Raw genomic sequence first — 26,373 nt, forward strand, 5'->3', positions numbered from 1 at the left:
CGTGAACAGACGTAACTTTATTAAAGCAGCCTCCAGCGGGGCATTGCTGTTGGGCGCTGCGCCGTCCATCAGTCATGCGGCTGCAGAAAACCGTCCGCCGATCCCAGGTTCACTTGGGATGCTCTATGATTCGACGCTGTGCGTAGGCTGCCAGGCCTGCGTCACCAAGTGTCAGGATATCAACTTCCCGGCGCGTAACCCGGAAGGCGAGCAGACCTGGTCGAACAACGACAAACTGTCGCCGTACACCAACAACATCATCCAGGTGTGGCGTAGCGGAACAGGTGTTAACAAAGACCAGGAAGAGAATGGCTACGCGTACATTAAGAAACAGTGTATGCACTGTGTCGATCCGAACTGCGTCTCCGTTTGCCCGGTTTCCGCGCTGAAGAAAGACCCGAAAACCGGCATCGTCCACTATGACAAAGATGTCTGTACTGGCTGCCGCTATTGCATGGTTGCCTGCCCGTACAACGTCCCTAAATACGACTACAACAACCCGTTTGGTGCGCTTCATAAATGTGAACTGTGTAACCAGAAAGGCGTTGAACGTCTGGACAAAGGCGGTTTACCGGGATGTGTTGAAGTGTGTCCTGCCGGTGCCGTGATTTTTGGTACGCGTGAAGAGCTGATGGCTGAGGCGAAAAAACGTCTCGCACTGAAGCCTGGCAGCGAATACCACTATCCGCGTCAGACAGTGAACGCTGGTGATACCTATTTGCATACGGTACCGAAGTACTATCCGCACCTGTACGGTGAAAAGGAAGGCGGTGGTACGCAGGTTATGGTGCTGACGGGTGTTCCTTACGAGGATTTGGATCTGCCAAAACTGGATGACCTTTCAACCGGTGCGCGTTCCGAACACGTTCAACATTCCCTGTATAAGGGCATGATTTTACCCCTGGCAGCGCTGGCGGGCTTAACCGTGCTGGTTCGTCGTAATACGAAAAACGACCATCACGATGGAGGAGACGATCATGAGTCATGATCCTAAACCGCTGGGCGGAAGAATAATCAGCAAGCCGGTCATTATTTTTGGGCCGTTAATCGTCCTGTGTATGCTCCTGATCGTTAAACGTCTGGTCTTCGGATTGGGGTCAGTTTCCGATCTGAACGGCGGTTTCCCGTGGGGCGTATGGATCGCGTTTGACCTGTTGATCGGTACCGGTTTCGCGTGTGGTGGTTGGGCGCTGGCGTGGGCGGTGTATGTTTTTAACAGAGGACAATACCATCCGCTGGTACGTCCGGCGCTGCTGGCGAGCCTGTTTGGTTACTCGCTGGGTGGTTTGTCGATCACCATTGACGTCGGTCGTTACTGGAACCTGCCGTATTTCTACATTCCGGGTCACTTCAACGTGAACTCGGTACTGTTTGAAACGGCGGTCTGTATGACCATCTATATCGGTATCATGGCGCTGGAATTTGCTCCGGCCTTGTTTGAACGTCTGGGCTGGAAAGTATCGCTCAAACGTTTGAATAAAGTGATGTTCTTTATTATCGCTCTCGGCGCGCTGCTGCCGACCATGCACCAGTCTTCAATGGGTTCATTGATGATTTCTGCGGGCTATAAGGTACATCCGCTATGGCAAGCTTATGAAATGTTGCCACTTTTCTCTGTATTAACCGCCTTTATAATGGGTTTCTCGATCGTCATTTTTGAAGGCTCACTGGTACAAGCGGGTCTGAAAGGTAACGGTCCGGACGAGAAAAGTCTGTTCATCAAGCTGACGAATACCATCAGCATATTGCTGGCGATTTTCGTGGTCCTGCGCTTTGGCGAGTTGATCTACCGCGACAAGCTGTCGTATGCGTTTGCAGGCGATCTTTACTCCGTGATGTTCTGGATTGAAGTCGTGCTGATGGTCTTCCCGCTGGTGGTGCTGCGTGTCACGAAGCTGCGCAATGACTCGCGTATGCTGTATCTGTCCGCGTTGAGCGCATTGCTGGGTTGTGCAACATGGCGTCTGTCCTATTCGCTGGTGGCATTCAATCCTGGTGGTGGCTACCACTACTTCCCGACCTGGGAAGAGCTGTTGATTTCTATTGGTTTTGTGGCTATTGAGATTTGTGCATACATCGTACTCATTCGTCTACTGCCGATACTTCCTCCTTTAAAACAAAACGATCAAAATCGTCATGAGGCGAGCAAAGCATGAGCCAGAGAATTACTATTGATCCGGTAACCCGTATTGAGGGTCATTTACGCATCGACTGCGAAATCGAAAATGGCGTGGTATCTAAAGCATGGGCTTCCGGTACCATGTGGCGCGGCATGGAAGAGATCGTGAAGAATCGCGATCCGCGCGATGCCTGGATGATTGTGCAGCGTATCTGTGGTGTTTGTACGACCACTCACGCTATCTCTTCTGTTCGTGCAGCTGAAAGCGCGCTGAATATTGATGTTCCGGTAAACGCACAGTATATCCGTAACATCATTCTGGCTGCGCACACCACGCATGACCATATCGTGCACTTCTACCAGCTCTCTGCGCTGGACTGGGTGGATATCACCTCTGCGCTGAAAGCCGATCCGGCGAAAGCCTCGGCGATGCTGAACGGCGTGTCTTCCTGGCATCTGAACAGCGCTGAAGAGTTCACCAAGGTACAGAACAAGATCAAAGACCTTGTTGCCAGCGGTCAGTTAGGTATTTTCGCCAACGGCTGCTGGGGTCACCCGGCAATGCAGTTGCCGCCGGAAGTGAACCTGATTGCGGTTGCACACTACCTGCAGGCGCTGGAATGCCAGCGCGATGCCAACCGAGTTGTGGCGCTGTTGGGCGGTAAAACACCGCACATCCAGAACCTGGCGGTAGGTGGGGTTGCTAACCCAATTAACCTTGACGGCCTCGGCGTACTGAACCTTGAACGTCTGATGTACATCAAGTCCTTCATCGATAAGCTGAGCGACTTTGTTGAGCAGGTTTACAAGGTGGATACCGCAGTTATTGCTGCGTTCTATCCTGAGTGGCTGGAACGTGGTCAGGGTGCGGTTAACTACCTGAGCGCGCCGGAATTCCCGACTGACGGTAAAAACGGTAGCTTCCTGTTCCCGGGCGGTTATATCACCGATGCTGATCTGTCGACCTATCGTCCGATCACTTCTCATTCAGATGAGTACCTGATTAAAGGGATTCAGGAGAGTGCGAAACACGCGTGGTACAAAGACGAAGCGCCGCAGGCACCGTGGGAAGGCACAACGGTTCCTGATTACACGGGCTGGTCAGATGATGGCAAATACTCCTGGGTTAAAGCACCGACCTTCTACGGTAAAACGGTTGAAGTGGGTCCGCTGGCCAACATGCTGTGTAAACTTGCAGCCAAACGCGAGTCAACTCATGCCAAGCTGAATGAAATCATCGCGATTTACACCAAGCTGACCGGTAAAACTATCGCAGTGTCGCAGCTGCACTCTACGCTGGGCCGTATCATTGGTCGTACCGTTCACTGCTGTGAACTGCAGAATGTTCTGCAGGATCAGTACAACGCGCTGATCGTGAACATCGGTAAAGGCGACCACACCACCTTCGTGAAACCGGATATCCCGGCAACAGGCGAATTCAAAGGTGTCGGTTTCCTTGAAGCGCCGCGCGGTATGCTTTCTCACTGGATGGTGATTAAAGACGGCATTATCAGCAACTACCAGGCGGTTGTTCCGTCAACCTGGAACTCCGGCCCACGTAACTTTAATGATGAAGTGGGTCCGTATGAGCGCTCGCTGGTCGGTACGCCGATTGCCGATCCAAACAAACCGCTGGAAGTGGTTCGTACCATTCACTCCTTCGACCCTTGTATGTCATGTGCGGTGCATGTGGTGGACGTTGACGGGAACGAAGTGGTCTCAGTTAAGGTTCTGTAATGCGGATATTAGTCTTAGGGGTCGGCAATATTTTGCTGACCGACGAAGCCATCGGGGTACGTATCGTTGAGGCATTAGAGCAACGGTACATCCTGCCAGACTTTGTTGATGTTCTGGACGGTGGTACGGCTGGGATGGAGCTTCTCGGCGATATGGCGAACAGAGATCATCTGATCATTGCTGACGCCATTGTGTCGAAGAAAAACACGCCAGGAACGATGATGGTCCTGCGGGATGAAGAGATCCCGGCGCTGTTTACCAACAAAATCTCACCGCACCAGCTTGGCCTGGCCGACGTATTGTCGGCCCTGCGTTTCACCGGCGAGTTTCCGAAAAAGCTGACTTTGGTCGGCGTTATTCCGGAATCGCTGGAACCGCATATCGGGCTGACACCGACGGTTGAAGCGATGATTGAACCTGCGCTTGAGCAGGTTCTTGCTGCGCTGCGCGAGTCTGGCGTTGAAGCTATTCCACGGGAGAAGGCACATGTCTGAGGAGTTCTTAGGCTTTCAGACAGCCCCGAAGCAGCAAATTCAGGCCGCGTTTGAAGAGGTTGCCCGACGTTCGATGCACGATCTTTCTTTTCTGCATCCGAACATGCCGGTGTATGTCTCTGATTTTACGCTGTTTGAAGGGCAGTGGACGGGATGCGTTATCACGCCCTGGATGCTCAGTGCACTGATTTTCCCCGGGCCGGATCAGATCTGGCCCGTGCGTAAAGTCAGCGAAAAAATTGGGTTGCGTCTGCCGTATGGCGAGATGACCTTTACCGTGGGTGAACTGGATGGTGTATCGCAATACCTCTCCTGCTCGCTGATGTCGCCGCTTTCGCATAGTCTGTCGGCACAGGAAGGCGTTCGCCTGACTGACGATTGCGCGCGGATGGTGTTATCGCTACCGGTAAGTGACCCGAATGCACCGCAGATGGGACGTCGTGCGCTGCTGTTGGGCCGGCGGAACTGCGAAAATGCATGAGCTGTCTCTTTGTCAGAGTGCGGTTGAGATTGTTCAACAGCAGGCAGAGCAGCACGGTGTTAAACGCGTAACCGGCGTTTGGCTGGAAATTGGCGCACTCTCCTGCGTTGAGGAGAGTGCCGTCCGTTTCAGTTTCGACATCGTCTGTCAGGGTACGCTGGCGCAGGGTTGTGAACTGCATATTGATTACAAACCCGCCCAGGCGTGGTGCTGGGATTGCAGTCAGGTCGTAGAGATCACCCAGCATGATGCACAGTGTCCTCTTTGTCAGGGCGATCGTCTGCGGGTGGATGCTGGCGATTCACTGAAAGTGAAAAGTATTGAAGTCGAATAGCCCATAGGTTGCTATGGGGCGGAGTCAGATATGTGTATTGGAGTCCCTGGTCAGGTTCTGGCCGTTGGTGAAGATATTCACCAGCTTGCGCAGGTTGAAGTGTGCGGCATCAAGCGTGATGTTAATATTGCCCTGATATGTGAAGGCGAGCCTGCCGAACTGGTCGGGCAATGGGTGCTGGTGCACGTAGGGTTCGCCATGAGCATCATTGATGAAGATGAAGCTAAATTCACGTTGGATGCACTTCGCCGCATGGAGTATGACGTTACCAGCGCGTGATTTTATGCCGGATGGCGTCGCCATCCGGCATTTTGCGTTAGCCCTGGCGCTTATCTTCGGTATTGGTATCGAAGTCGCTGGCATCATGGCGCTCATGAAGCTGCTCATTCAGCGGTCCGTTAGTGCGGTTTACAATGCGACCACGCTTAACTGCCGGACGTGCTGCAATCTCTTTTGCCCAACGTTGAACGTGCTTGTAGCTACCCGCATCAAGGAATTCTGCCGCATCATAGACATTCCCCAATACCACATTGCCAAACCACGGCCAGACCGCCATATCGGCAATGGTGTACTCATCTCCCGCCACAAACTGATGATGTGCAAGTTGCTTATCCAGCACGTCGAGTAAACGCTTGGCTTCCATGGTGAAGCGATTGATTGCGTACTCAATTTTAACCGGCGCATAGTTGTAGAAGTGGCCGAAACCACCACCGAGGAAGGGAGCCGCACCCTGTAGCCAGAACAACCAGTTCAGCGTTTCGGTGCGTTTCGCCAAATCCTGCGGCAGGAAGTAACCATATTTTTCCGCCAGATAGAGCAGGATCGAACCAGATTCAAATACACGTACCGGCGGGTTTTGTGAATGGTCGCGCAGCGCTGGGATCTTAGAGTTTGGATTCACTTCAACAAAGCCGCTGGAGAACTGATCGCCATCGCCAATACGAATGATCCAGGCATCGTATTCCGCACCCTTTACACCCTGCGCCAGCAACTCTTCCAGCATAATCGTCACTTTCTGACCGTTTGGCGTACCCAGCGAGTACAGCTGCAACGGATGCTTGCCGACCGGTAGCGTTTTCTCATGCGTTGCACCGGAAACCGGGCGGTTGATATTGGCGAATGCACCGCCGTTGGATTTTTCCCACGTCCAGACTTTCGCGGGCTGATAAGTGTTGTCTGACATGTTGACCTGCCTTCTGAGTGGTTGTGTTGAAGCAGTGTAGCAGCTAGGTAGAACTCAATTTAACAGATTGGGACTTTATGTCGCTTTGTGCTGAAAGGGGAAGATAAAACTAACCCGTTCATTGTACCCAGGCTGTACTCCATGAAGAGGAAATCAATATTGGACGGAAATTGCTACCGTACTCACCATCAATAATTGGCGGTCAGTAAGCAGTAACAATGAAAAATGGTGTTCCAGGAGTTAGCGGTTATCAGGGCCCGGCAGGTGGGTGGGGCGCGGTAAAAGCCGTCACTGCTTCGGTGTTTTCGCAAAAAGCTGTTGCTCGCGACATTATCGCGATGTTCAAAATGAACCAGGTGAAAGGGTTCGATTGTCCGGGCTGCGCGTGGCCGGACCCCGGGCATCGTGCGCCAATGGAGCTGTGCGAAAACGGCGTTAAGGCGGTCTCCTGGGAGACAACCCGCAAGAAAGCGTCACCGGAATTTTTCAGCCGTCACCCGGTTTCCACGCTCTGGCACTACAGCGACTATGAGCTGGAAAATATCGGTCGTCTGACGCATCCAATGAAATACGATGCCGCATCAGACACCTGGCAGGCGGTGGATTGGGATATCGCGTTTCAGGAAATCGGCGAGCGTCTGCGCAGCTATGATTCAGCACAACAGGTTGAGTTTTATACCTCAGGCAGAACGTCCAACGAGGCTGCGTTCCTGTACCAACTTTTTGCCCGTGAATACGGCAGCAGCAACTTCCCTGATTGCTCAAACATGTGTCACGGTCCTACCAGCGCAGGGTTAACACAGGCCATTGGCCTTGGGAAAGGAACCGTTGAGCTCAATGATTTTGACCATTGCGATCTGGTGATTTGTATTGGGCACAACCCTGGCACGAACCATCCGCGCATGCTCACCACGCTGCGCGATGTTGCCAGACGCGGGGCTAAGATTATCTCCATCAATCCGCTGACCGAACGAGGGCTTGAGCGCTTTAGCTTCCCGCAGAGTCCGAAAGAGATGTTCACCGGCCAGGCAACGGAACTCAGCAGCGACTACTACCAGGTCAAAATGGGCGGTGATGCCTCATTGCTTAAAGGCATCATGAAGGCGCTGATCGAAATGGATGAAGCGCGGATCTTGTTGAACAGACAACCTTGTCTCGATCATGCCTTTATCGATGAGCATACCGAAGGCTATTCGGCGCTGTATGACGATCTACGCCAGTGTAGCTGGGCGGCGCTGGAAGTGGACTCCGGCCTGACGCGCAGCCAGATGGAAGACCTGGCGCACAGTTACAGCAAGTCCCGCGCAACTATCATCTGCTACGGTCTGGGGATCACCCAGCATAAAAACGGTACTGAGAACGTTCAGCAATTGATCAATCTGCTGTTGCTGAAAGGCAATATCGGCAAGCAGGGCGCAGGGATCTGTCCGCTGCGCGGTCATTCTAATGTGCAGGGCGATCGTTCGGTGGGGATCAACGAGGCGGCATCAGAAGACTTCCTGCAACGTCTGGAAGCGCATTTCTCTATCACCGTTTCGCGTAAGCATGGTCGCTCCAGCGTGGAGAGTATTCGGGCAATTGAGCGGGGAGAGGCGAAAGCGCTTATCTGCATGGGGGGAAACCTGGCGGTGGCTATGCCGCAACCACAGCGTACCTTCGCCGCGATGAAAAAGCTGGATATGCAGGTCCATATCGCAACCAAGCTCAATCGATCGCATTTGCTGTTGGCTAAACATAACTATCTGCTACCCGCATTGGGCAGAACGGAACGCGATCTGCAAGCGACAGGCATTCAGTCGGTGACCGTCGAGGATTCAATGTCGATGGTCCACGCTTCCTGTGGTGGGCTGAAACCCGCTTCGCGATGGTTAAAGTCTGAACCGGCAATTGTGGCGGCAATGGCACGCGCCACGCTGCCGCTTTCGCCGGTAAACTGGGAAGCATTAACCGGGGACTACGCGTTGATCCGTGACGCCATTGAAGCCGTGATTCCGGCATTCCACAACTACAACGCGCGTATTGCCGAGCCAGGCGGATTTCGTATGGATACACCAGCCTCACGCCGTGAATGGCGCACGGCGAATGGCAAAGCCAACTTTATCGTCAGCCGCCAACGGGCCGTGGTGCGGGAAAACCAACCTGCGGATGCGCTGGTTCTGGCGACGTTGCGCAGTCACGATCAATACAACACCACTATCTATGGCATGAACGATCGCTATCGTGGCATTACCGGTCGTCGGGATGTGGTGTTTTTAAGCGCCGAAGAAGCGACGAGCCGCGGTCTGAGCCAGGGTGATGTGGTCAACGTTCAGGCGCTGGACGATAACGGTCAGCCTTGTGCGGATCGCATCATGTACGGCTTAACGGTGGTGATTTACAACATGGCGGCTGGCTCAATTGGCGCTTATCTGCCCGAAGCGAATGTCCTGCTTTCGCTGGATGCTGTAGATACACAAAGTTTGACCCCGGCGTATAAAAGCGTACCGGTTACCCTGACCAAAGCGTAGTTCCTGCTGTGAATTTTTCGCCTCTGAGCGCCAGCCGCTGCGTTGAGGTGTATGATGATGTCGACCTCTGTCCGGTTAGTGTCGCAGAGCAGGCAACCAGAGCGAAAAATTCACGCCAACCTGCTCAGGCTGTATTGTTTTGAGGTAAGGTGCATGAGCAAAGGAACGACCAGTCAGGATGCCCCATTCGGGACATTATTGGGCTACGCCCCAGGCGGCGTAGCAATCTACTCTTCAGATTACAGCTCCCTCGATCCACGGGACTACGACGATGATGCTGCTTTTCGTAGCTATATCGACGACGAATATATGGGTCACAAATGGCAGTGCGTAGAATTTGCACGCCGTTTTCTCTTCCTCAACTATGGCATGGTCTTCACTGATGTGGGCATGGCCTGGGAGATCTTCTCCTTGCGCTTCCTGCGTGAAGTGGTGAATGACAACATCCTGCCGTTACAGGCATTTCCGAATGGTTCGCCCCGTGCGCCGGTTGCAGGTGCTCTGCTTATCTGGCAGAAAGGCGGCGAATTTAAAGACACCGGGCATGTGGCGGTTGTCACCCAGTTGCTGGAAAACAAAATCCGTATTGCCGAGCAGAACGTGATCCATACGCCGCTGCCGCCAGGGCAGCAGTGGACACGCGAGCTGGAAATGGTCGTGGAAAATGGCTGCTACACGCTGCGTGACACTTTTGATGACACCACCATTCTTGGTTGGATGATCCAGACTGACGACACTCGTCACAGCCTGCCGCAGCCGGAGATCGCCAATGACTCACTGAAAATTGGCGGCGCACGACTGGAAGATAACGGGCAGTTTGACGGTAAGTGGCTCGATGAGCAGGATCCGCTGCAAAAAGCCTACGTGCTGGCGAACGGTCATGTGATTAATCAGGATCCGCATCAGTACTTCACCATTACCGAGAGTGCCGAGCAGGAACTGATTAAAGCGACCAACGAGCTGCACCTGATGTATCTGCACGCAACCGACAAAGTGCTGAAAGACGATAACCTGCTGGCGCTGTTTGATATCCCGAAAATCCTCTGGCCACGCCTGCGTCTTTCCTGGCAGCGGCGTCGGCATCACATGATTACCGGGCGTATGGATTTCTGTATGGATGAACGCGGACTGAAGGTGTATGAGTACAACGCCGATTCCGCATCCTGCCATACTGAAGCTGGTCTGATCCTCGAAAGATGGGCCGAGCGTGGCTACACAGGGCAGGGACACAACCCGGCTGAAGGGTTGATCAACGAACTGGCGGGGGCCTGGAAACACAGCCGTGCGCGTCCTTTCGTTCATATCATGCAGGATAAGGATATTGAGGAGAACTACCATGCGCAGTTTATGCAGCAGGCGCTGCGTCAGGCCGGGTTTGACAGCAAAATTCTGCGAGGTCTGGATGAACTGCGCTGGGATGACGCTGGTCAGTTGATTGACGGTGATGGTCGTCTGGTGAACTGTGTCTGGAAAACCTGGGCATGGGAAACCGCGATTGAGCAGGTGCGAGAGGTCAGCGAAACGGAGTACGCCGCGGTGCCGATTCGTACCGGACATACCCAGCAGGAAGTGCGCTTGATAGACGTGTTGCTGCGCCCGGAAGTATTGGTATTTGAACCACTGTGGACAGTGATTCCTGGGAACAAAGCGATTCTACCGATTCTGTGGCAGCTATTCCCTCATCATCGCTATCTGCTTGATACGGATTTCACAGTGAATGATGAGCTGGCGAAAACCGGTTATGCGGTGAAGCCTATTGCAGGACGTTGTGGCAGCAACATCGATCTGGTAAGTCATCAGGAAGAGTTGCTGGATAAAACCAGCGGTAAGTTTGCCGAGCAGAAGAATATTTATCAGCAACTTTGGTGTTTGCCAAAGGTTGCCGGTAAATATATTCAGGTCTGTACCTTCACCGTAGGTGGTAACTACGGCGGGACCTGCCTGCGCGGTGACGAGTCGCTGGTGATTAAAAAAGAGAGCGATATCGAGCCGTTGATTGTGGTGAAGGAAGCGTAATCTTTCTGCGTGCTCAGGAATGAGGTGCGAAAAGCCGAAGTATATCTTCGGCTTTTTTTTATTTATAATTAAATTGATTTCGATTATGTGTTAATAAGCAACGTGGTCTATATATGTAATGAAAAATATTTCTCATGGTAATATTTAATAATAAAAATATATTTGTTAAGTGAATGCATTTAACATTAATTAATTCCTGTTGTTTGTATTAGACAACGAGCTTCTCGATCTCTTTTTTAAATAAATAATACTGATATATTATTTGATTGATTGGTGATATCGATCATGTTTTCTATTGGATAATATATCGGATTACGTCGCCACACTAATTATAATCATTAATTGTCATTAACAGTCGTTGTTGACTGCCCACAGAAATGACGTTGTATGAAACTCGTTGAGCGATTGGAAAATGCTCCGTTAGGAAATGCAAAATATCGGCAGGAATCGCCGGTCTGAGAGGGATGTATGGGTGACAGTTTTCAGAATGAAGTGCCGACGGCACGCGTTAATATCAAGTTAGATTTACACACCGGAGGCGTTCAGAAAAAGGTTGAATTGCCGTTAAAACTTTTGACCGTGGGTGATTTCAGTAATGGTAGAGAACAACGACCGCTATCGGAACGCGAAAAGGTTGATATTAATAAGAATAATTTCAACGATGTGTTAGCTAAGTTCTCACCAGTCGTTAATCTGAGTGTTAAAAATACGTTAGCTGGTGATGGTAGAAAAGACGATATTAATCTTACCTTTAAAAATATCCGCGATTTTGAGCCCGAGCAGGTAGCCAGAAATATCCCACAATTACGCGCTCTGTTGGCTATGCGTAACTTACTTCGTGACCTGAAATCTAACTTACTTGATAACGCTGCTTTTCGTCGCGAGCTGGAAACCATCCTTAAGGATCCAGCCCTGAGTCAGGAACTGCGTGATGAACTGGCAACCATGATGCCAGAAGAGATTTAGCGCTATACAGGGTTTCCTCCGCTTAATTGGCAGGAATAGTAAAGGATCATAATAAGGAATATGTTGATGTCTGTTCAGGAACATACCTCTTCAGTCGCGGCCACTACGACCAGTGAACGTAGCGTTTATCAATCCCTCTTTGACAAAATTAATCTTTCCCCGGTTTCGGCATTAAAAAATGTAGATGCGTGGCAGAGCGATGAAGCGCTTTCTGATGCCGCTCCGGCTGAACGCGTGACCGCAGCTATTCAGGTTCTGGTTTCATGTCTGGCGGACGCCGCACAGCCAGTAGAGCGCCTGGATAAAACGCTGCTTGATGAACAAATTGCGCGCCTCGATAAGCAGATTAGCGATCAGGTAAATGAAGTCATGCATCATGCTGAGTTTCAGAAGCAAGAATCGCTCTGGCGCGGTTTACATTCGATGATCACCGGCATCGACTTCCGTCGAAATGTCCGGGTAGAAATGATGGATATCAGCAAGGATGCGTTACGTGATGATTTTGACGACGCGCCGGAGCTTATCCAGAGCGGGTTATACCGTCATGTTTATATTGAAGAATATGATCAGCCTGGCGGCGAACCCATTGCGGCAATGATTTCAGCGTACGAATTTGATAACAGCCCGCAGGATATTGCATTGCTGCGCAATATTTCTGGCGTGTCGGCAGCCTGTCATATGCCGTTCATTGGTTCCGTTGGCCCGACATTTTTCCTGAAAGAAAATATGGAAGAAGTTGCGGCCATAAAAGACATCAATGATTACTTCGAACGTGCTGAATACATTAAGTGGAAAGCATTTCGTGATAGCGACGATTCACGCTATATCGGGCTGACTATGCCGCGTGTACTGGGTCGTCTGCCGTATGGTCCCGATACCGTGCCGGTACGTAGCTTCAACTATGTTGAAGAGGTGAAGGGGCCGGATCACGAAAAATACCTGTGGACCAGCGCATCTTTCTCTTTCGCTGTGAACATGGTGAAAAGTTTTATCAAGAACGGCTGGTGCGTCCAGATCCGTGGGCCACAGGCGGGCGGCGCAGTTAAAGATTTGCCTATCCATTTGTACGATCTGGGTACGGGTAATCAGGTGAAGATTCCGTCTGAGGTGATGATTCCGGAAACCCGGGAGTTTGAATTCGCCAACCTTGGCTTTATTCCGCTTTCTTATTATAAGAATCGTGATTACGCCTGCTTCTTCTCTGCTAATTCGGCTCAGAAACCTGCGCAGTTTGATACCCCGGAAGCGACGGCTAACAGTCGGATTAACTCTCGTTTGCCGTATATCTTCCTGCTTTCTCGTATCGCTCATTACCTGAAAATACTGCAGCGAGAAAATATTGGGACGACCAAAGATCGCCGCTTGCTTGAGCTTGAACTTAATAACTGGTTGCGCAGTCTGGTAACCGAAATGACCGATCCTGGCGATGACTTGCAGGCATCACACCCGCTGCGTGATGGGCGTGTCGTGGTGGAGGATATTGAGGATAACCCCGGTTTCTTCCGTGTGCGCCTGTATGCCATTCCGCATTTCCAGGTTGAAGGTATGGACGTCAGCTTGTCGTTAGTTTCACAAATGCCTAAGTCGAAATCTTAACGACGCAGCGCACAGGAGGTGCGATGAAGATCTATCGTCCGTTATGGAGCGAGGGGGCCTTTCTGGCTCCCCAGCAGTTTCAGCAACAGGCACGTTGGGATGCCTATGTAGCTGACGTTGTTGCTCACATGTCACTTTCATCACCGTGGGGCGTCATCAGCGCGGAGTTTGATGAAAGTGCGCTAACGGTTTCCCGTTTGAACCCCGTTAATCTGGTTGTGCGCTTTCCTGACGGTACGTTAGTGGATACAGGAATTTCAGATAACCTGCCTCCGGCGTGTGATTTATCGCATCTTACTGGTTACAGCAGCGTTGATATCGTGCTGGCGTTACCGCTGCTTTCAGCTAATGGCGGCAATCTTTCATCAGGCAACGGCGTTAGCCGTCCGTGTCGCTGGCAGCAGGAATGGCTGCCAGTGCAGGATCTCGCAGGTCAGGAACGGACTGATATGGCAGTGCTGCGGCATGCTATCACCCTCCGCTATGCCCATGACGATAACAGCGCTTACCTGACTTGCCCGGTAGCTTGCCTTATTCGTAATGCTCAGGGGCAATGGGAGTTGGGACGTGATTTTTTACCCCCAGCGCTTTCACTCTCAGCCAGCCCCTCATTAATCCATTCGCTCAGTGATTTGGTGCATCGTATCCAGGCTCGTTGTCGCCGCCTGATGGCCTTGCGCCGGGAAAGTAACGAACGAATGGCGGATTTTGCGGTAGCAGATGTTTCGTTGTTTTGGCTGCTGAATGCGCTTAATAGCTCGGAGCCCGTTCTGAAAGAAATGCTGCAGAACCCAGGCCGTCACCCCGAACTTTTGTGGCGTGAGCTAGCGCGGTTAGCGGGCAGCCTGCTGACTTTTTCATTAGACAATGATGTCAGCGTTGTACCTCCATACCAGCACGCAAATCCGCAGCAGGTATTCCCACCCCTGTTTGCACTGCTGGTGGAACTGCTGGAAGCCAGCCTGCCATCTCGCGTTGTCGCTATTGAACTGACGCAAGAGCGACAGTTCTGGTACGGCGCGTTGTCGGATGCCCGACTGCGTGAAGGCGCTGATTTTTACCTTTCCGTTCGTTCGGATCTTCCTGCGCATGTCCTCCTTACACAATTCCCACAGCTCTGTAAAGCAGGGAGCCGGGCAGATGTCTCTGATGTCGTCAATGTGGCACTGAGCGGTATTCCATTAAAACCGCTGACGCATGTACCCGCAGCCATCCCGTTACGACTGGAAAATCAATACTTTGCTCTTGAGATTAATCATCCAGCAGCCCAGGCCATGCTGGATGCCGGTAATTGCGCTTTCTATGTGCCGGGAACGCTGGGAGAGATTCAACTTGAGCTTTTCGCTGTATTAAGGGATTGAAATAAATGAATAAGGATATCGATCAGGTGTTTTGGCCAACCTGGCTTGCTGTCAGCCAGTTACGTGGCGGGGCGGAAGTCGATGATGGGGCGGCTTTCTATCGCCGGGCCTGCCAATGGGTTGATTCTGCGCGTGAGACATTGCGTGACATGGGGTACAGCGAACACAGCGTTGAACACATACTCTACACGCAATGTGCGTTACTGGACGAAAGCGTGTTGAACCGCAACCGGCAGGATAGCGGTTACATTACCTGGCTTGCGACACCTTTACAGGCCCGCTTTTTCAACACCACCAATGCCGGGGAAGAACTCTGGGAGCGCATCCGTACCGTTCTGCGCGAGCCCGTTCCTGATACCGCCGTATTAACCTGCTTTTATCGCGCAATCACGCTCGGTTTTGTGGGGCGCTATCGTGAGCAAGGTGACGAACGTCGTGAAGATGTTCTTGAAGCGCTGGCGACTCAGGCGATGCCTTTTAAGTTAATGCACGATGCGCCAGTAATTATGCGGGCTTCCGGCTTTTCTGGCGGTAAGCGCCGCTGGTGGCTGGCATGGATTGTCGGCGCGGTGGCGTTGGGTGCTTTGTGGTTAACATTTTCTCATGTCTTACAGGGGCAGATTGCTCAGCTTATTGGGCAGGGTTAAGACATGACTCAGTTGCGAGGGAGCGTTAACTATGTGCTGGCAGCCGTGCTGGCTTTGTTGCTGGTCTGGGGATTTAGTCCGTTAAGTGCGGGTGTCCGGGGCGGCCTTACCGTCTTTATTTTACTGTTTTCCATTCCAGGGATCGTTTATGGCTGGCGCCAATACGGTCGGTTGAAGTCTGCTCATTCTGCTCATGAAGTTCCGCTCCCTCCGGAGGGTTTCAGCGGGCCTGTTGTGCTGGTGTGTGGCGATAATAACCCCTTGTTTGCCGGACGTGGCGATTCTTGCGAGAGTTCGCAGGGCTGGTATTTATCTGTCCAGTCCCCGGAGCATTATATTGCTCTGGTTCGTCAGATAGCAGTGCAACGTCCAGGGCTTCTTATGCGCGTTTCCGTGATGCTGGCATTGACTCCGGAACGGCATAATGATGAAGACGCGCTTAAGCACATGCTGCTCAGTTGGCGGCGTGTGGTGGCTCAGAGCCGGCGTTGGTTATCAGGTATACCGCCATTTTGGCTGTGCTGTTGGCTGAATTCTCCTCAATGCCATGAGAGTGTTCGTTGGTTTATCCGCACGCCTCAGGATGCGGAAGTGCAGTCGGCTACGGGATTGGACGACTTTGCGCCTTTCTCTTCGCAAGAGCGCCTGGCTCGCCATTCTCATCTTACACATGCAGTGTGGTTAGATAATTTACTGGGATGGCTGCAGAAGTTACAAGGCGACACCGAGCGCCATGCTCCGCCTCTTTTCTCTGCTTTACGGGTAGTGTGTTTCAGCTCATTAGCGGTCTGTGATAATAATCTGTGGCAACGGCATATCACGGCGCAAACAACACTTTCCCCTGCGGCGTCAGCAGTGTCCGAGCTGCTGCCTTTTCCTGATTTAGCGCTGCCTTTTTTATCTCGCCGCCGGGCGCTGACAGCATTTCAACGTACGGTGGGCGTAAGTAGTCTGTTATGCGGCATTTTTGTCGGACTGGCGATGACGTGCAGCTTTATCAACAACCAACATCTCATCAGGATCACCGACGATCATTTGACGGTATACCGCCAGCTTAGCGGTAATCCTGCCGCGCCAAAGATTCAGGCTCAGGATCAACTTCGTCGGGATGCGCAGCGGCTAGATCGCTGGTATCAGCGCGGTGAACCCCTTTCTCTTTCAATGGGATTGTATCAGGGGATGAGATTGATCCCGCCTCTGCTGGTCGCCCTCAGCGACTGGCTACCATCTGAAAAACCGAAAGTGACCTCCCCGCAAACCGTACGTCTGGACAGTATGTCGCTGTTTGATACGGGCAAATGGGCGTTAAAAGCAGGTTCAACAAAAGTACTCATTGGGGCTTTGGTCAATATCAAAGCTAAGCCCGGTTGGCTGATTGTCATCGCCGGACATACCGATGATGTGGGTGACGATAAATCTAATCAGCAGCTTTCTCTCAAACGTGCGGAATCTGTTCGCGACTGGATGCGCGATACCGGTGATGTTGCGGAGAGCTGTTTTGCCGTTCAGGGCTATGGCGAATTACGTCCCTACAAAACCAACGATACGCCGGAGGGCCGGGCTGCCAACCGCCGTGTAGAGATCAGTCTGGTACCGCAGGCTGATGCCTGTCGGGTGCCGGGCATGAAGGAACCGTCACCGGAAGGCGGTGACGCATTAGCGAAGTAAAAATGGAGAAAGAGTTATGGCAATTCCAGTCTACCTTTGGCTGAAAGACGACGGCGGTGCGGATATTAAAGGCTCTGTTGATGTGAAAGACCGTGTGGGCAGTATCGAAGTCGTGGCCCAGGAACATAACCTGTACATCCCTACCGATAACAACACCGGTAAGTTGACCGGGACGCGCATCCATACCCCGTTCCTTTTCACTAAGGAAATCGATGCTTCCAGCCCGTATCTGTACAAGGCTGTAACCACTGGTCAGACCCTGCGTCAGGCAGAGTTCAAATGGTATCGCATCAATGATGCGGGTCAGGAAGTGGAATACTTCAATACCACTCTGCACAACGTGAAAGTGGTGAAAGTAAACCCTGTGATGTACGACATCAAAGAACAATCTAAAGAGAAGCATAACCACCTGGAACGGATTGAACTGCGCTACGAGAAGGTCGTCTGGACGTATAAGGATGGCAACATTATCCATTCTGACGCCTGGAACGAGCGTACCACCGCGTAATGCACTAACGGATGAGGATTTCCTCATCCGTTTTTTTATGCCCTCTGCTGATCATCCGGGACGGGGGTTTAGCAGAGAGTTTCAACGTCATTTATTACCTTATGGGCATTGGATTACGGCTACGGGCGGTAGCGTGCCTGAATACAGGGAGTCAGGAAGCAAATGGAACACCAGTCAGCAGTGTTATTACGACGTCTCAACCCCTATTGTGCTCAGGCGCTTGAAGCAGCGGCATCGTTATGCCAGACGCGCGCGCATGCAGAAATCACGCCCGAACACTGGTTACTCAAGCTGCTGGAGCAGGGAGAGGGCGATATTACTGTCATTGCTCGTCGTTATGAATGGGATATCGATAATCTCTGGCAGTCGCTGCTGACGCATCTGGATGTTCAGCCTCGTTCCGTGAAAAGCCGCCCACAGTTGTCTGATGTGCTCCTTTCATTAATGCAACAAGCGTGGCTGTGTGCCGCAACGGATGAAAACTCACAGATACGTGGTGTACATCTGCTGATGGCGCTGGTAGGAAAGCCTTCACTATTGAAGTGTGACGGCCTGTGGCCTCTTTTGAGCGCCGGGCATACTCAACTGGAACGCCTCCTGCCGCTATTAAATGTCCAGTCGGATGAACGTCCTGAGAGACAGCAAGAAGCCGCTCTGGCGCAGATTTCTCCAGATGACGAAGTGCGTCCTGGCCTGGCTCAGTCGACGTTGTCGCCAGCGTTACAAGGCGTGCTCGATAAATTTACGCTGGACGTGACCGCGAAAGCGCGTGCTGGCGATATCGACCCGATATTTGGTCGCGATAATGAAATCCGGCAAATGGTGGACGTGCTGTCCCGTCGGCGAAAAAACAATCCCATTCTGGTCGGGGAACCAGGCGTCGGCAAGACCGCTCTGGTGGAGGGGCTGGCGCTGCGTATTGCAGAAGGTAACGTGCCTGATAGCCTGAAATCAGTAATACTACGCACGCTGGATCTTGGGTTGTTACAAGCCGGCGCTGGAGTGAAAGGTGAGTTTGAGCAGCGGTTAAAAAATATCATTGATGCCGTTCAGCAATCGCCAACGCCTGTTCTGCTCTTTATCGATGAAGCACATACCATCATCGGGGCCGGAAATCAGGCGGGGGGGGCGGACGCAGCCAACCTGCTAAAACCTGCCCTGGCCAGAGGTGAACTACGAACCATCGCGGCGACCACATGGAGCGAATATAAACAGTATTTTGAGCGTGATGCTGCGCTGGAGCGACGTTTTCAGATGGTTAAAGTTGATGAGCCGGATGATGACACTGCCTGCTTGATGCTGCGTGGTCTGAAATCACGCTATGCAGAACATCATGGCGTTCACATCACCGACGAAGCGGTTAAAGCCGCCGTTACGCTCTCTCGCCGCTATCTTACCGGGCGGCAATTACCCGACAAAGCCGTCGACCTGTTGGATACCGCAGGTGCCAGAGTGCGGATGAGCCTTGATACCGTTCCGGAACCGTTGACGCGTTTGAAGTCGGAGATCACCGCGCTTGAAATTGAAAAGCAGGCATTGCTTGCAGACCTCGCGGTAGGAAATGGTCAGCATGGTGAAAGGCTGGCCAGCATTGAACAGCGGGAAAATCGTCTGCTTGTCGAACTGGATGAACGTGAAACCCAGTACGGCCAGGAATTAACGCTCACTGAGCAACTGCTGGCCAGCCGCCGTGATATTTCTCGTCAGGCGGAAACGGTTGAATTGCAGCAGCAGCTTAGTATGCTTCAGCAGGGCCATCCGTTACTGTTTCCGGATGTAGACGCGCGCACCGTTGCTACGGTAATCGCCGACTGGACCGGCGTACCTTTGTCTACATTAATGAAGGACTCCCAGGCAGACTTGCTGACGCTTGAAACCCAGATGGGAAACCGCGTTGTCGGGCAGGATTATGCGCTGAATACAATCGCACAGCGGTTGCGGGCATCAAAAACAGGACTTACGCCGGAAAACGGCCCACAGGGGGTGTTTCTGCTTACCGGGCCCAGCGGAACCGGCAAAACAGAGACCGCGCGGGCCCTGGCTGACATTCTGTTTGGTGGCGAAAAATCGCTGATCACGATTAATTTGTCTGAATACCAGGAGCCGCACACCGTGAGCCAGCTAAAAGGTTCACCGCCGGGATACGTGGGTTATGGTCAGGGAGGGATCCTGACCGAAGCGGTGCGAAAACGCCCCTATAGCGTGGTACTGCTGGATGAAGTAGAAAAAGCGCATCGCGACGTCATGAACCTGTTTTATCAGGTATTTGACCGTGGCTTCATGCGTGACGGCGAAGGTCGTGAAATTGATTTTCGCAACACTGTGATTTTGATGACCTCCAATCTTGGCGGCGATGCAGTGATGCAACGGCTGGAAGAACAGCCGGAAACCACAGAGTCTGAGCTACACGAACTGCTGCGTCCACTTTTGCGCGACCATTTCCAGCCGGCGCTACTGGCCCGCTTCCAGACGATTCTCTACCATCCGCTCAGTGAACCTGCGCTACGTACGATTGTACAAATGAAACTGGACCAGGTTAGCCAGCGATTGCTGCGCCACTACGGCATCACCACGACGATATCCGAGAACCTTTTTGATGCCCTGACCGCCGCTTGCCTGTTACCGGATACGGGGGCGAGGAATATTGATAGTCTGCTGAATCAACAAATCTTACCGGTGCTCAGCCAGCAGTTGTTAACGTATCTTTCCCGGCAGCAAAAACCTCAACAGCTTACTTTGAGTTGGCATGATGAAGAGGGAATGATGCTGGAGTTTAATGATGAGTAAACGTAACGATATTATTGAACCCTCCGAGTGGACATCGGATCGTAAAACAGGGCTCGTTTATAGCGAAATATTGGGATGGATAGATATAGGCCATGCACAGGGAAGTGATATTAAAAACCTACTGTTAGATATAAAACGAGGTGAATCAGGCCGTGATGGTTATTATGACATCACTTATAGCCAAAAGATGTTTGTATATCACCGCCAGTTTGGTACAGGAAAGTTTGTTAAGTGGCGTATCAAACAAGGTTTATCTGCATGTGAGAAAAACAGTGTTGCGTTAGCCATGATGATGACGACGGCACGCTTGTTTGAAAGTTTGCAATCTAATTGGTGTTTTAGTTGGTATACCGACAGTGGTTTTAGCGGTGAGGATCTTACCTCCGATCTTTTAGGCTTCTATCGGGCAATCCTTCCCTCAGATTACCCGTCAAGACTGAGCTTAGTCAGTAAAGATCAGGCCCTGAGTAGATGGGATTTTTATGGGCCGATAGGCAATTATAAGAATAAAGGATTTTTACCATTACTATTTCCAGATCCCATGGATAACTGTGCTGTCCATAAACCCTATAAAGGGAGTCTGCCTTCATTTATGACATGGGTGCAACCGTGGAGTGACTTCACATCTGGTCGGGTAGAAGTTATCACCGGGGATGGCGGTTATTATTCATTTTTGTCGAGGTGAATGGTAATGAGCTACTATAAAATAATACTGGTGACGATTGCTTTGATTTTCTTGTCACCGCTGTTAATACCCTGGCCAGATAAATTAGAATATCGGGAAAGCGATCTTTTTTACTACTATTTCTACACTGATATTGATATCAAGCAGGCTCCAAGGATATCAAGTAATTATCGCTTTGAATATATTTCTCCTGATGGCAGTACACGGGAAACAAATCTTATTATTTTTTTCGGTGGTGATGCAAGAATGATTCGTAATTATCTAACAGGCCTTGGTTTTCATCTTTATAATTATAGTGATAATGGAAAAGAAGAACTTTGGATATCAAATGATAATCATCGATTTACTTTTTCTATTGTCATTAATAAGAAAAAAGATGTGGTCAGTTTAATAAAAACAATGCGTTGAGGGTAATTTTCGCTCTGGAAGTGGCTCTTTATAAAATTACAGGGGTTAAATATATGGGAATGGATGAATCACTTGGCAGCGGGATGTCATTTATATCTGAAGATACGCTGAATCGTTATCAATTGTATATCCCTTCATGTAAATCGGTATTGGATGTTATTAACTTTAATGGTACAGAGGAAATGAGTTCGCTGTATCGATACGTAGTACACTTTTCCAGTCAGGATAAAGACATTGCGGCCGAGTCGATACTTAGAAAATCAACGACATTGACCATGGGAATGGGGAAGTTAAGTGAGTTAAATGCCCGCAAAATGGTACATGGTATTGTGACATCTTTCCATCGTATCAGTGGTTCAAAAGACCAGGCCATTTATCAGATAATCATTGAACCCTTTGTCGCGTTGTTGAAAAACCAATTTTACACACACCGTTTCTTTATTAATATGTCAGTTCCTGAAGTGGTTACTAAAATTTTACAGGAGCATGGTTTAAAAGACTGGGAATATAATTTTGATTTGGTAATGGAATATCCCAAAAGAGAGCAAATTAATCAGTATCAGGAGAGCGACCTGGTTTTTATTGAACGTCTGCTATCTGAAGTCGGAATATTCTTCTTCTTCAGGCTTCAGCCTGATGCTGGCACTGAGGTGATCTATTTTGCTGACAAACAAAGCGCATGGGAGTTTGGTAAAACATTACCGCTGAATAGCCCTTCCGGAATGAATGACAATGGTATCGACTCAGTCTGGGATATTCAGTTCCAACAGTCTGCGGTGCAGGCATCGGTTACAGCCGGGGATTATAACCATCGCCAGGCTCAGAAAATATTATTTTCTGCACAAGCCGATATGACTTACGGTGAAGGTGGCGGGGTGACTTACGGGGATGTTTACCACTATCGCCCACGCCATCTTGAAACGGGTGATAAAGTTTCGCCAGCGCCTGAGACAGGGAATTATTGGGCTCGTCTGGAACATGAACGTTATCTCTCCTCACAAGCGACAATCACTGGATTATCAACCGATGTAAGCCTCAGCCCGGCTCAGGTCCTGAATATTACGGAATCGACACCAGTCCCAACGCTTCCTGCCAGTGTGCGTAACAGCTTGCTGGTCACGGCGGTTTCATTCAGCGCAAGCCGAAAGGAAGCGCTACAAGTGGTGTTGATGGCGACCATTTACAGTGAAACGCGTTGTTGGAGACCTCCACTCAAACCGCGACCAGTGATTAGCGGCACGCTAATGGCACGTGTTTCAAGCCCGAAAAAGAATGATGAATATGCTCATTTAAATCAGAGCGGCCTTTATTGGGTGAAGTTTGATGCGGATCGCGATGATAAACAACAGGGCTACGAAAGTATGCCGGTACGCCTTGCCAAACCCTACGGCGGCGACACCTACGGTATTCACTTCCCGCTGATACAGGGCACAGAAGTGGCGGTGGCATTTCATGAAGGGGACCCGGACCGGCCGTATATCGCCCATGCGCTGCATGACTCCCGACACCCGGACCACGTGACACAGGCAAACCACACCCGTAACGTCATCCGCACGCCCGCGAACAACAAGCTGCGTATGGAGGATAAACGTGGCGAGGAGCATGTCAAGCTCAGTACCGACTACGGTGGGAAGACGCAGCTTAACCTGGGGCATAACGTGGATGCACAGCGTGCGTTGCGGGGAGAGGGGGCCGAGCTGCGAACCGACGACTGGGTGGCGGTACGCGGCGGTAAAGGGGTTCTGATAACGGCAGAGATGCAGGCGGAAGCTTCAGACAGGATGCTGGAGATGGACGGCGTGATACGTCAGCTCGAACAGGCGCTGTCACTGGCAAGGAGCCTACAGCGGTCAGCGGAGACGGCAAAGGCAACAGCCGGAGACACAGCAAGTCAGCAGGCGCTGAATGATGCGCTGGAGGAGCTGACGCTGCCCGGGCTGATACTGCATGCACCAGCGGGTGTGGGGATGATGAGTGCGAAGGCCGTACGGGTGTCTTCGGGAACGGACAGCGTGGGAATAATGTCGGGGCACAATACGGATATCAGTACCGGCAGGTCGTTTACGGTGGCGGCGAGCGATACGGTAAGCCTGTATGCGCAGGGACAGGGAATGCAGCTGTATGCGGCACAGGGAAAAGTGGATATTCAGGCCCAGGATGATGAAATGGGTGTGACGGCGAAGAACGATATTACGGTGAGCAGCACAGAGGGGAAAATCACCGTGAATGCGGGCGAGGAGCTCTTGCTGAGCTGTGGCGGGGCGTATCTCCGGCTGAAAGGGGGCAATATCGAACTGGGATGCCCGAAGAATATCCTGCTGAAGTCAATGAATGTGCAGAAATTGGGGGCTACAAGTCTGAATACGCCAGTAGAGGAGTTGCCCCGAGGCTATAAAGGTGGTTTTACAATCACCAGTGAAAAGACAGGAGAAATAATGCCTTATGTTAGTTATCGACTGACGACTGCTGAAGGTGATGTATATGACGGGATATCAGATGAGAATGGTCAGACGATACCGGTATACACAGCAATACCCTCCTCCGTAAAAATTGAGTTTCCGGACAGTAAAACCAGTGATAAGGAATAATCCCTGTGAGTGAAACCAAAACCTCAAATTCTGGTGAGTTTGGCAATGCAACTGCGCCAGAACAAAAGAAAAATTGGATCGAAATACAGCTTATTGATGAACAGAGAAAACCCGTAGCGAATATGCCTTATATGGCAGATAACGATCCCACGCATAGAGGTGAGAAACCAGCTTCTTATAATGGGGTAAGTGATGCGAATGGTATTATTCGTATTGAAGAGATACCCCGTTGCACACTGATCCTAAAGATTCAAGCCCAGCCATTGGCTGATGAAATGGAACAGCGCCCGCTAAACACTGAACAAAGAATGAGCTCCGAAAGCAGAAAAATGAATGGATTCGGAATTGATGAAGAGACGGGATGTATTATCTATCACGTTGTTATCGGTAATCTTTGCGACAAAGCACCCGCCATGCCCTGGTGGGATGAACAGTATAAACAACATAACAAATATGTATGGGGAAAGGAGGGCGAGACAAATGAATATCAAGATGAGGAAGAAAGGCAATACCAGGAGACACATAAGTTAGCCCAGTATCCAGAATACCATTTTCCCGACCCTGAGTTTTCTGGGCTGAAAATTGCGGCACTTCATTTTAATGCCAGAGTATTGGTGAAAATTTGTCCGTTTAGATCGTGGAACTTATTGCTGCATAATACCAAAAATTATTCAATGGTGAACGCTTATAATCAGGGGTTGATGGCAAACCTGACCTATTCGAATAGCGAGGATTTCTTTAAATTCTTTAATAGTTTCATGGATCTATCATCGATTCCAAATCTTGGAAATGGTCGTCAATTATTTTATCCCGTCGTTATTGATGTACCTTTCAGCAAGAGTTACAAAGGTGCTGTATTTCTCGATACCGCAGAATTGCTAAAAGATACGCTTCAGATCGGGGGGACAGCTTTTTTTACCAACGATAACAAATGTATGGAATTTGCCGATACGCAAATATTTTATATCTATGGTGATGATGATGTGATCGTGGGCTGGCGTGGTTCACAGGAGTTTCAGGACTGGTTAAGTGATTTTACGTTCAGACCCATAGTGACCAGCACCCGGATAGATGATAGCAAAGTGCCTCAACAACTGCTGCCAGAGGGGTTTGTCCATAAAGGCTTTTGGGATGCGTTCAGTATTGCGAAGTATGTTTTTAGTAGAGAATTTAAGTTTCTTATTGATCAGATTAATAAAACCGATTCTGGACATAAAACACTATATATCTGCGGCCACAGTTTAGGTGGTGCATTATCTCTGATTCATGCCACAGAGTTAAAAGCGTGGAATCCAATCCTTTATACCTATGGAATGCCCAGAACGTTTACCGTCAGTGCCATAAAGAATATGGCGGAGATCGTGCATTACCGGCATGTCAATGATGCTGATATGGTCACCTTTGTCCCGCCGGAAGCGAAGCTGGATAACGATTTGTATGACTATTTTGGTACTTTTTTTGGCTTTATTGCGTCACTAACACAATGGGCCTATTCAAAGATTGTGGATGACAGCGAGTGTTTTTTACATCATGGCAATGTGGTGGTTTTCTTCAGAGCGGAACAGCACTATACCTGTATGGGGCCTTCTTTAGATAGCGATGGAGGGGTCTACAGAAAGACACAGTATGTTAAAGCACTGTATGACAGCAGCAAGTTTTATCTTGTTCCGGCATTAGATTCAGGAACATATTCTCAGGCCGAGAAACTCCAGTCTCAATACACAAGGCTGTTTCCACCGAACGCTAACCCGGACCAGGATTCGTTTATTAACCCGATGCACCACCTGATGGGTGATAAATATATCCCATTCTTAAATAATCAGTTGCTTGAATTATGCGATCCAGACAGGGAAATGCAGAGAAAAAGAAAGAGAGAAAGGTTTATTAGCCGCATTGAACCCTACAAAGGTCCGGTAACGGTCTGTGAGGATGAAAGACAGAGGAATTTGCTTTTTAGTAAAATGCAAGAAGAAATGTCAGGCACATTATTAATATCAGAGTCTGTGGAGGGCGGGAAAAATGCGTTATTGCGATTTAAAACATTCGCTGATGAGGATGAAGAACTTTAAGCTTCTCTTGCCTCCTTTGCTATTCTGGGTTCTTTCCGGATGTGACGGTAGTTTCTTTTCATCTGATGTCAGAAAAATCACTATAGCAATGGATACACCGGACCTTCTTGAGAAACCGTGGTTCTCCGTAACCTACCGTTCACATAAATGCCAGCGCACCCGGCGTGATGGTGATTTTAAAAAACACTACGAAGATGATTCCAGTGTCACTACCTATGA

Annotated in this window: 21 protein-coding genes; 20 read left to right on the top strand and 1 reads right to left on the bottom strand. The window is 50.5% G+C overall.

Annotated features, from left to right (window positions below; all coding sequences use genetic code 11):
- The first annotated feature begins 1 nt into the window (after position 1).
- Genes hybA through hybG form a run of 7 tightly spaced genes read left to right on the top strand, consistent with a single transcriptional unit; the run spans position 2 to position 5,444 of the window.
- On the top strand, positions 2-988 hold the full coding sequence (hybA, locus tag FDX19_RS10015; RefSeq protein WP_005123143.1) for a hydrogenase 2 operon protein HybA: 987 nt from the start codon (positions 2-4) through the stop codon (positions 986-988).
- The gene (gene hybB, locus FDX19_RS10020) at positions 978-2,156 is read left to right on the top strand and encodes a Ni/Fe-hydrogenase cytochrome b subunit (protein WP_137382580.1); all 1,179 of its coding nucleotides are present in this window, start codon (positions 978-980) and stop codon (positions 2,154-2,156) included. The genes hybA and hybB overlap by 11 nt, the downstream gene beginning before the upstream one ends.
- On the top strand, positions 2,153-3,856 hold the full coding sequence (hybC, locus tag FDX19_RS10025) for a hydrogenase 2 large subunit (RefSeq protein WP_137382581.1): 1,704 nt from the start codon (positions 2,153-2,155) through the stop codon (positions 3,854-3,856). The genes hybB and hybC overlap by 4 nt, the downstream gene beginning before the upstream one ends.
- A complete protein-coding gene (locus tag FDX19_RS10030; protein ID WP_061068591.1) occupies positions 3,856-4,350 on the top strand; it encodes a HyaD/HybD family hydrogenase maturation endopeptidase in 495 nt (164 codons plus the stop codon). The genes hybC and FDX19_RS10030 overlap by 1 nt, the downstream gene beginning before the upstream one ends.
- Entirely contained in the window at positions 4,343-4,831 is a 489-nt protein-coding gene (gene hybE / locus FDX19_RS10035) for a hydrogenase-2 assembly chaperone (protein WP_137382582.1), read from the top strand. The genes FDX19_RS10030 and hybE overlap by 8 nt, the downstream gene beginning before the upstream one ends.
- On the top strand, positions 4,824-5,165 hold the full coding sequence (gene hypA, locus FDX19_RS10040; protein WP_003828349.1) for a hydrogenase maturation nickel metallochaperone HypA: 342 nt from the start codon (positions 4,824-4,826) through the stop codon (positions 5,163-5,165). Before hybE ends, hypA begins: the two co-directional genes overlap by 8 nt.
- 30 nt (positions 5,166-5,195) lie before the next feature.
- Positions 5,196-5,444, top strand: coding sequence for a hydrogenase maturation factor HybG (gene hybG / locus FDX19_RS10045; RefSeq protein WP_048213216.1), 249 nt, complete (start codon positions 5,196-5,198; stop codon positions 5,442-5,444).
- Positions 5,445-5,481: 37 nt separating this feature from the next.
- Here the strand turns inward: hybG and yghU are convergent, their stop codons facing one another.
- Positions 5,482-6,348 (bottom strand): glutathione-dependent disulfide-bond oxidoreductase, encoded by an 867-nt coding sequence (gene yghU / locus FDX19_RS10050; RefSeq protein ID WP_137382583.1) that lies wholly within the window; start codon positions 6,346-6,348, stop codon positions 5,482-5,484.
- A 218-nt stretch (positions 6,349-6,566) separates the two neighbouring features.
- Here yghU and FDX19_RS10055 point away from each other — a divergent pair, with 218 nt between their 5' ends.
- The 13 genes from FDX19_RS10055 (at position 6,567) to FDX19_RS10115 (ending at position 26,154) form a co-directional block, all read left to right on the top strand.
- Positions 6,567-8,855 (top strand): FdhF/YdeP family oxidoreductase, encoded by a 2,289-nt coding sequence (locus tag FDX19_RS10055; RefSeq protein WP_137382584.1) that lies wholly within the window; start codon positions 6,567-6,569, stop codon positions 8,853-8,855.
- Between the two features lie 153 nt (positions 8,856-9,008).
- Positions 9,009-10,871 (top strand): bifunctional glutathionylspermidine amidase/synthase, encoded by a 1,863-nt coding sequence (gss, locus tag FDX19_RS10060; protein ID WP_137382585.1) that lies wholly within the window; start codon positions 9,009-9,011, stop codon positions 10,869-10,871.
- 468 nt (positions 10,872-11,339) lie between these two features.
- A complete protein-coding gene (gene tssB / locus FDX19_RS10065; protein WP_137382586.1) occupies positions 11,340-11,837 on the top strand; it encodes a type VI secretion system contractile sheath small subunit in 498 nt (165 codons plus the stop codon).
- 66 nt (positions 11,838-11,903) lie between these two features.
- Positions 11,904-13,433, top strand: coding sequence for a type VI secretion system contractile sheath large subunit (gene tssC / locus FDX19_RS10070; protein ID WP_137382587.1), 1,530 nt, complete (start codon positions 11,904-11,906; stop codon positions 13,431-13,433).
- 23 nt (positions 13,434-13,456) lie between these two features.
- Positions 13,457-14,794: a type VI secretion system baseplate subunit TssK gene (tssK, locus tag FDX19_RS10075; RefSeq protein WP_137382588.1), complete on the top strand. Its 1,338-nt coding sequence runs from the start codon at positions 13,457-13,459 to the stop codon at positions 14,792-14,794.
- Positions 14,795-14,799: 5 nt separating this feature from the next.
- Positions 14,800-15,441 carry a type VI secretion system protein TssL, short form gene (gene tssL / locus FDX19_RS10080; protein ID WP_137382589.1) on the top strand — a complete coding sequence of 214 codons (642 nt, stop codon included), beginning with the start codon at positions 14,800-14,802 and terminating at the stop codon, positions 15,439-15,441.
- Positions 15,442-15,444: 3 nt separating this feature from the next.
- The gene (locus FDX19_RS10085; RefSeq protein ID WP_137382590.1) at positions 15,445-17,109 is read left to right on the top strand and encodes an OmpA family protein; all 1,665 of its coding nucleotides are present in this window, start codon (positions 15,445-15,447) and stop codon (positions 17,107-17,109) included.
- Positions 17,110-17,125: 16 nt separating this feature from the next.
- Positions 17,126-17,617, top strand: coding sequence for a type VI secretion system tube protein TssD (gene tssD / locus FDX19_RS10090; RefSeq protein ID WP_137382591.1), 492 nt, complete (start codon positions 17,126-17,128; stop codon positions 17,615-17,617).
- A gap of 162 nt (positions 17,618-17,779) precedes the next feature.
- On the top strand, positions 17,780-20,404 hold the full coding sequence (gene tssH, locus FDX19_RS10095; RefSeq protein WP_137382592.1) for a type VI secretion system ATPase TssH: 2,625 nt from the start codon (positions 17,780-17,782) through the stop codon (positions 20,402-20,404).
- Complete coding sequence (locus FDX19_RS10100; RefSeq protein WP_137382803.1) at positions 20,397-21,089, top strand: hypothetical protein; 693 nt, start codon at positions 20,397-20,399, stop codon at positions 21,087-21,089. Before tssH ends, FDX19_RS10100 begins: the two co-directional genes overlap by 8 nt.
- Positions 21,090-21,095: 6 nt before the next feature.
- Positions 21,096-21,497, top strand: coding sequence for a hypothetical protein (locus FDX19_RS10105; protein WP_137382593.1), 402 nt, complete (start codon positions 21,096-21,098; stop codon positions 21,495-21,497).
- Between the two features lie 53 nt (positions 21,498-21,550).
- A complete protein-coding gene (locus tag FDX19_RS10110; protein WP_137382594.1) occupies positions 21,551-24,085 on the top strand; it encodes a type VI secretion system Vgr family protein in 2,535 nt (844 codons plus the stop codon).
- A gap of 5 nt (positions 24,086-24,090) precedes the next feature.
- Positions 24,091-26,154: a lipase family protein gene (locus tag FDX19_RS10115; RefSeq protein ID WP_137382595.1), complete on the top strand. Its 2,064-nt coding sequence runs from the start codon at positions 24,091-24,093 to the stop codon at positions 26,152-26,154.
- Positions 26,155-26,373 lie beyond the last annotated feature (219 nt).

The sequence above is a fragment of the Citrobacter sp. wls619 genome, assembly GCF_005281345.1.
Taxonomy (GTDB): Bacteria; Pseudomonadota; Gammaproteobacteria; order Enterobacterales; family Enterobacteriaceae; genus Citrobacter.